Origin of the sequence: Arthrobacter sp. cf158 (genome assembly GCF_900106835.1) — a bacterium.
Lineage (GTDB): Bacteria > Actinomycetota > Actinomycetes > Actinomycetales > Micrococcaceae > Arthrobacter.
Genome location: NZ_FNNR01000025.1, coordinates 1 through 6,954, shown reverse-complemented (window position 1 = coordinate 6,954; position 6,954 = coordinate 1). Strand labels below are relative to the sequence as shown.

Below are 6,954 nucleotides of genomic sequence, written 5' to 3'. Positions count from 1 at the left end.
GCCCGGGATCAACCTGCGCACCCGTGGCTTGAAACCCAAGCCTTGGTTCCTGCACTCCCGCACGCTCCTGCCTGTTTGGGGTCTGGTTGCCGGCGCAGAGGAGTGTTCTGGCCCATTCGGCGGGGACGATTCCGTAGCCTTTGAGGCGGGCTGGTTCACTGTCGCCTTGAAAGAGGGTCCGGTCGGTCATGACGAGGTCCAGGTTGATCCCGGCGATCCCGCCGGGTGTGCCGGTGGTGCGTTCGATGAGGGTGTCGGCCATGACCTGCCCACGGGTTCGGGGATCGCCGGTGGAGCGGGCGGTGTCGGCGGCGCGGGTGAGCGCAGCGTATGCGGCGACGCCTTGGGCGACGGGCAGCAGCGCGGTGAGGTAGGTCATGGTGTCCGGTGCCGGGCGCAGACTGACGGTGCGTTCGCTCGCGGCATGGCTCGCCCGCTGCGCGACGGAGCGTGGGTCACGCCGGTACGCGGCGGCTTTCACGGCGGCGATGATGGACCGGTTGCCTTTGCCGTCGAATGTTCCGGTGTCGGGGGCGAGTTCTTCATCCACAGCGCACCGGTCCTCCACAGACAGGCACGCTGTCTCTTTCACGAGTAGTGTGGCGCGCCATTCGTTGAGCTGGCCTGATTCCAGGGCGGCCAGGGTGCGGGGCATCTCCACCACCAACGCTTTCGCCAGGCCGAGCAGCCGGGAGCCCCGGTTCGGGGATTCCCTCCGCGCCAACGCCAGCTGAGCGCCCACCCCCTGGCCACGCTCAGACACAGGCACACCCGCCGCAGCGCGTTCCTGCCGTTGCGCGAGGTCGAAGGCCACAGCTATCCGCGCCTGAAGGCCGGTAATGGCGGACTTCATGTCCTCCAAGGCCCGCAGTTGATTGATCAGATCAGCGCTGACGGTGCGGGGCGAAGGAGGAGCATCAACGACAGGCTCCACGGCTGACACAGTGCCTGAAGCCGTGCTGGAAACGCGGGGTGAAACTAGGGAAGGCGACGGCGCACGGACCAGCGCAGCAGCTGGCGCCGCACCCGCTTTGTGTTCCCTCATCTGCTCCATGCTCACACTCTGCCAGCAGGCACCGACATTATTAGCGCATGCATTTCCAGCCGCCTCTCGCGACACGCGCACCCCGGCCCAACCACCACACGCACCTCACGCGACAGGCATCACCCCGGCCCAGCCACCACAGGCACCGCATGGCAGGCGAACAATGCAACAGCTACCGCCGCACCGGCTCCGACGGCGTCTGGAAAGCATCAGGACGGCGTCTGGGAACTACGCGTCAGGAGCCTCGGTCGGCGCTTCGTACCCCTCGGGAATCGTCGGCACGCCCGCGTCCAGTGCCCCTGTAAATACGCGGGCAGACCTCAACTTGCTGCCTTCGCCGGATAGTTTCACGTGCAACCTTTCGGCGGTGACAACAGGCGTTTGGTGAAGGCGCCTGTTCCCCACCGTCATCCCCTCAACAAGGGTGCCGTCGTCAGTGGCAACTGTGTGATGTGTTATCCGTTGACCCGAGTCCAGGTCCTCCACGAGTTCGAGGTGATTGAACGTGACAGCAGCCGGAAAGCTCAGGGTGGCTCCGCCGTCGTGGTTTTCCAGCGTTGCGTCCACGGCGCCGGAGAGGCGACGGTCCAGCTCTGCCTTCCATTCCTTAAGGACCCTGAGGTCCTCGTCCGGAAGAAGCCCCCGGGTGTCCGGAGGCAGGTTCAGAAGGAGGTTCGCGCCCATCCCGACGGACTGGTAGTAGATGGCCAGCAGGTGCTCGGTGGTCTTGGGCTGGTCGTCGGGGTGCCAGAACCAGCCGCGTCGGATGGAAACGTCGCATTCGGGCGGCAGGTAGCTTTCCGCGCCGAGTTCCGAGCTGGACTCCGTGTATTGCGTATCAGCGGTGCGTTCCACGACATAGTTGACGGGATCTTTGGCCAGTCCATTCTCATTGCCTACCCAACGGATGGTGGGCTGGCCCATGTTGAAGATCATGGCCTCCGGCTGGTGTTCCTTAACAACGGCGATGATCCGGTCCCAGTGGTACTCGCGGCCCACCGACCCTGCGCCGTCGAACCAGAGCTCCATCAGGGGCCCGTAACCAGTGCAGAGCTCGGTGAGTTGGTGGATGTAGAAATCGTCGTAAGCCGCGGGATCACTGTAGGACTCAGGGTTGCGGTCCCACGGAGAGAGGTAGAGCCCCAGGCCGATCCCCTGCTCGTGGCAAGCTTTGGCAACTTCCCTGACGACGTCGCCGTCGCCACCCAGCCACGGCGATGACGCGACGGAGTATTCCGTGGTGGCCGACGGCCAGAGACAGAAACCATCGTGGTGCTTGGCCGTCAGGATCACATACCGGGCGCCGGCCTCTTTGGCCGCGCGGACCCAGTTGCCGGCGTCGAGTTCTGTCGGGTTAAAACCCGACGCCGGGATGGTGCCATCGCTCCACTCCTTGCCGGCAAAGGTGTTGATGCCAAAGTGGATGAAGACGCCGAACTCCAGCTGCTGCCAACGGAGCTGGGCCGGTGTTCCAACAAGGTGCGTCACTGTACGCTTTCCTGTCCGTGAATGAGCCACTGCGCCGTCTGGATGATGGCCTGGTCACCGTGCTCTGTTCTTAGGCCGGCAATGTCCGAACGCGTCACCGCGGCGCCCTCGAAGAGACTCACTATCGCAGCCGCGATGCCACGCGCCTCCGCCCCTTGGAGGTCGCTCCTCCCCCGCCGGACTACGCCCTCTACGTGCGCTGCGTACTGTGCGTAAAAGGATCGCAGGGCGGAGGACGCCTGCTCGTCGGAAGACGCCAAAGCCCAGATCTCGAGGTGCATTTTCACGTCCTCAAGATCCGAGTGCTCCTGGAGCAGCGCAGTGAGCAGACGGTGGGAATCGTCCCGGGTCAGGCCACCGGCCGCCTGGGGATCGAGATCGAGTCCAGCCACCTCTGCGAGCCGCTGCAGCGAGCGGTCCAGCGTCCTTTCGAGCACGGCCCGGATGAGGTGGGCGCGGGTTGGAAAGTAATGCTGCAGGTGTCCGATCCGTACGCCGGCGGCCGCGGCAAAGTCCCGCATCGCGGCGTTTGCGTTGCCTTTGGTGACCAGCACTTCTTCTGCAGCATCAAGGAGCGCTGCCTTTCGCAGGGCGCCCTTGCTTTCGGTCATGACCTCAATATTGTCACACCGCACGATTCCAGTTTCGCCAGCTGGGCCGCCGGATCGGCGACTGATTCGGGGAAGGAAACACCCGGATTCACACCGTCCCGGAGCACGGCGTGAAGACCCAGAAAACCACCCACGGCAGTCAGATGTGCTTGGCCTTGAGGATCGGAAATGACAGCCGTCCTCGCTCCACCCGGGCCTGCCACGTCAACCCGGAGATGCGCAGTTCCCCCCGATCCGGGCGAATACAAAAGGGCACGCCGCAGCGGAGCCCACCGCTCGCCGCTACCCCAGCGGAACAGTCCCACCGCCCGCGCGGCAAGCAACGCCGTCGTGGATGTGTGTGAACTAAAGCCGATCCTCGTGGACACTGAGCCCGCGCCAAGAGTGATGGGCAGGGTGAATTGCTCCGGAGTGTCCAGACGGGCCACTTTGGTGCGGTGCCCGGCGATATCAACCCAGCGCGCCTCGCTCAGGGGACTTACGACGGCGGCCTTACCGCCTTTGCGTACTTCAAAGTCCAGTCCCAGCCGGTCAATGAAATCAACGGAGTCGGCACCGGCCCGGTCATTGGTGTCGTAGCGGATGGCGATGTCAATCTGATCGGCGCCGCCTACGTCCTGGGCGAGTGCTGCCGCCACGATGTTGGTCACCCCGCCCATCCATCCAGAGCTGAACAGAACGGGTGCTTCCGGCTGCAAGTGAGCGGCCTGCGTCATTGCCCTGGTGACGCGGCTGGTCCAACGCGTGACGTCCACATACGGTATTCCGGCCTGGACAGCTGCGCGGAGCACTCTGTCATGGGGGTCGTTGACGGCGCTGATCACTGCCCTGACCCGGGATTCAAAGGGCTCCTGTTGGCTGAGGTCCCACCGTTTCAGAGTGACGTTCTCCGTGGCCAGATGGAGGCCACGGTCCGGGCTTCTTCCCGTCAGGATGAGGGGCCATTCCTGCGAGGCGAGCTGAGTGAGGGCTGTGCCGACGGTGCCGTATCCGCCGACAACAAGTACGGGACCGCTGGTATCGAGTCGCAAGTTATCGTTCATAAATCTGATTCTAGGTCATATGACCTAAAATCAGCTGATCGGTTCACGTGCGGACCGACGGCGAGTAGGCTGCAGCTACCCACCGAGTTTCATTAGGGAGAGACGATGACGCTTCCTCCGAGCCATGAACCCGAGCCGTTCCCTCCGGACCCGGGTCCTGTGCTGCCACCGCCGGATCCCACGACGCCCTTTCCGCCGAGCCCCATTCCGGGCCCCAATCCCACGCCGGGTCCGTCGGTTCCCGATCCAGGCCCGGTACCCCCACACCCGGACCCCACTCACTAGCGGACCGGCTCAGGCAGGCCGGGCAGCAGCCTGCCTTCGGGCCCGGGATTGCTTTTCCGGGTCCGGCGCGAACCGAAGAGTGGCGATGCTTCCAGTTGGCCACCGCTTTTTCACGTACACAAAAACCAGCGCGATGATCAGGACGCGCGCGAGCATCCCGGGAATACCACCCTCGGGACCATAGGCGCCGCCGTTGAGGATCTCCGGGCCGGACGAGGTGGAGCTGAACCAGCCCGGCACAACATGGCCGCTGATCGGAAACCCGAACAGTCCTTGGGACATGTTCCATCCCAGATGGAGTCCGAACGGAAGCCAAACGCTGCGGGTGGTCAGGAATGCGACGGCATAGATGACCCCACCGAGTCCTGTACCAAACGCGCTGACAACCGTCGCGCCGTCGTTCCCCAAGTGCCCCGCACCAAAGAGCGCGGCCGTCGCCAGCACGGCGATCCACCGCCCGTGCCGGAGGCGTGACAGCACTATGGCCACTCCACTGAGCAGCAGAACACGGAACAACAGCTCTTCAAGTGCTGCCGCTCCGAGCAACGGGACCAGTACTTCGTTGGCGAACGAAGCCCACGTGAGAGTGCCTGGCTGGACCGACACCGCCCCCAGGAACATCTCGACGACGAACACCAGTCCTATCGCAACGAACGTGATCGCTAGACCGATGACCAAGTCTATCGGCAGCCACCTGTTGAACGTCAGGCCGAGACTACGAAGAACCGGCTTGCGCTTGCCCAGGTAGTAACTAAGGGCAAAGATCCCAAAGCCGAGTGCAAGCACATATGTGAAGACGCTGAACGCCAGCGAAGGGGTCATTTGTCCAGCTCCATGGCGGCCTGCTTCCGGGTAGTAGACGGCGGACAGGGCCCTGTCAGAAAGTTGGCCGTGGCCCTTTCGGCCTCAATGTAGCAACGATATGGTTCTCTCAGCCAGAGCCTCCGGCCTGATTGGCTCATGGCAGCTACCAGCCGCTTCAATTCTTAGCCTGGCGCACCAAAGGGGTTTCGGATGGACGAGTCAACGAGTGTTCCCGCTGTAGATGAGCGCAGGAAGCGGTTCGGCCGCGTTATGGAACGGGATGATGGCCGTGATGTGCCGTTCTATGACGGCCGGCCCGTGGAAGTCGCCACGTGGAAATGGATTGTCATCATCCTTGCTTGCATGGTTGGATTTGCCGCGCTGGTTCTGCTTCCCCAAACCACCAACGTCATTGCGCTGCTCCCCCGGATACTGTTCGTAGCCATCCCCTTGGCCGCGTTCATCTGGCTCACAGGGCCCTTCTGGAAATCGATCTTCCACAAACCGACGGGCGCGGATTACCTCGCCATGGTGATCTTCTGGCTCGCCAACCTGGCCATCAGCTTCGTGGTGGGCATCATCGTCTCGTCCATTTTCGGCGCCAACGCCAATAAGGCCACTGACGGGATCCTGGAACGCGGACCGGGCGAAGTTGTGGCCTTCTACGTCGGAACCGGCATCCAGTTGCTCGGCGAAGAGGTCTTCACCATCTTGCCGTTCCTGGCCGTCATGTATTGGCTGTACACCAAAGCGAAACTGAAGCGCACAACGGCACTGCTTTTGGCCTGGGTGATCACAGCACTGTGGTTCGGCGCAGCCCACCTGCCAACCTACGGATGGAACGTCGCCCAAGCCCTCCTGGTTATCGGCACCGCACGGATGGTGTTGACGCTGGCCTTCATTCGGACAAAGAACATTCTTGTCTCCACCGGAGCACACGTGCTCAACGACTGGGTGTCGTTCAGCCTGGTCCTCCTGGCTGCTGCGGGTGCAGGAGCCTGAGGGCTCCGAAGCCTTAAGCCACCGCCCTCTTGATAAGTTCCACGATCTTCGCTTCGACCCCCGGAGTGATTTCAGTAAGGGCGAAAGACGTGGGCCACATGGCGCCGTCGTCGAGCTTGGCGTTCTCCTCGAATCCGAGCGTCGCGTAGCGGGCCTTGAACTTATGTGAACTCTGGAAAAAGACGATGTTCTTCCCGTCCAGTGCGTAAGCCGGCATTCCGTACCAGGTCTTGGGCGTGAGCTGTGGGGCGTGCTCCTTGACAAGGGCGTGGAGCCGCTCCGCCATGGCCTTGTCCCCTTCAGGCATCTCGGCGATCTTGGCAAGGACGTCAGCCTCTCCGTCTGCCGCGGAGGCCTTCTTACGTGGCGCCTTCTTCAGTTCCTGGGCGCGCTCCTTCATGGCCGCGCGCTCTTCCTCCGTGAAGCCGTCGTAGGACTTGGTCTTGTCAGTGGTTCCGGTGTCAGCCATGGCAGGCCCCTCTTCTCTGCTGGATCTCTTGCGGATACCCCAACGCTACGGCGCAATGGCAATGTGGGCTTCTCCGAAACTGCTCAGTTTTGAAGGGGCTGTGGGGGCTGCAGGAGTCTTGAGGTTTTCCTGAGGAACTGTTGCGGGTTTGCAGGATGGGTTCTTGATTCTGGCCCGGCACAGTAGTTCTCATCAGCCAGAGAGGCT

Annotated in this window: 7 protein-coding genes; 1 reads left to right on the top strand and 6 read right to left on the bottom strand. The window is 62.9% G+C overall.

Annotated elements, in window-relative coordinates:
* The 5 genes from BLW08_RS23570 to BLW08_RS23550 all read right to left on the bottom strand — a co-directional run.
* The coding region (locus BLW08_RS23570; protein WP_254780036.1) for a 13E12 repeat family protein at positions 1-1,045 on the bottom strand (1,045 nt) is incomplete at its 3' end.
* A gap of 228 nt (positions 1,046-1,273) precedes the next feature.
* Complete coding sequence (locus BLW08_RS23565) at positions 1,274-2,533, bottom strand: alpha-L-fucosidase (protein WP_091328646.1); 1,260 nt, start codon at positions 2,531-2,533, stop codon at positions 1,274-1,276.
* Positions 2,530-3,144 carry a TetR family transcriptional regulator gene (locus tag BLW08_RS23560; protein ID WP_091328644.1) on the bottom strand — a complete coding sequence of 205 codons (615 nt, stop codon included), beginning with the start codon at positions 3,142-3,144 and terminating at the stop codon, positions 2,530-2,532. The genes BLW08_RS23565 and BLW08_RS23560 overlap by 4 nt, the downstream gene beginning before the upstream one ends.
* On the bottom strand, positions 3,141-4,187 hold the full coding sequence (locus tag BLW08_RS23555) for a saccharopine dehydrogenase family protein (protein ID WP_091328642.1): 1,047 nt from the start codon (positions 4,185-4,187) through the stop codon (positions 3,141-3,143). The genes BLW08_RS23560 and BLW08_RS23555 overlap by 4 nt, the downstream gene beginning before the upstream one ends.
* 294 nt (positions 4,188-4,481) lie before the next feature.
* The gene (locus tag BLW08_RS23550; RefSeq protein ID WP_091328639.1) at positions 4,482-5,294 is read right to left on the bottom strand and encodes a CPBP family intramembrane glutamic endopeptidase; all 813 of its coding nucleotides are present in this window, start codon (positions 5,292-5,294) and stop codon (positions 4,482-4,484) included.
* A gap of 192 nt (positions 5,295-5,486) precedes the next feature.
* Here BLW08_RS23550 and BLW08_RS23545 point away from each other — a divergent pair, with 192 nt between their 5' ends.
* A complete protein-coding gene (locus BLW08_RS23545) occupies positions 5,487-6,278 on the top strand; it encodes a CPBP family intramembrane glutamic endopeptidase (RefSeq protein WP_091328636.1) in 792 nt (263 codons plus the stop codon).
* A gap of 13 nt (positions 6,279-6,291) precedes the next feature.
* Here BLW08_RS23545 and BLW08_RS23540 read toward each other — a convergent pair whose 3' ends face one another.
* On the bottom strand, positions 6,292-6,747 hold the full coding sequence (locus BLW08_RS23540) for an iron chaperone (protein WP_090824544.1): 456 nt from the start codon (positions 6,745-6,747) through the stop codon (positions 6,292-6,294).
* Between the last annotated feature and the right edge of the window lie 207 nt (positions 6,748-6,954).

Excerpts from the sequence above, each read along its gene's own strand:
- BLW08_RS23560 (WP_091328644.1), bottom strand. The coding sequence starts at position 3,144 with ATGACCGAAAGCAAGGGCGCCCTGCGAAAGGCAGCGCTCCTTGATGCT.
- BLW08_RS23555 (WP_091328642.1), bottom strand. The coding sequence starts at position 4,187 with ATGAACGATAACTTGCGACTCGATACCAGCGGTCCCGTACTTGTTGTC.
- BLW08_RS23540 (WP_090824544.1), bottom strand. The coding sequence starts at position 6,747 with ATGGCTGACACCGGAACCACTGACAAGACCAAGTCCTACGACGGCTTC.
- BLW08_RS23545 (WP_091328636.1), top strand. The coding sequence starts at position 5,487 with ATGGACGAGTCAACGAGTGTTCCCGCTGTAGATGAGCGCAGGAAGCGG.
- BLW08_RS23550 (WP_091328639.1), bottom strand. The coding sequence starts at position 5,294 with ATGACCCCTTCGCTGGCGTTCAGCGTCTTCACATATGTGCTTGCACTC.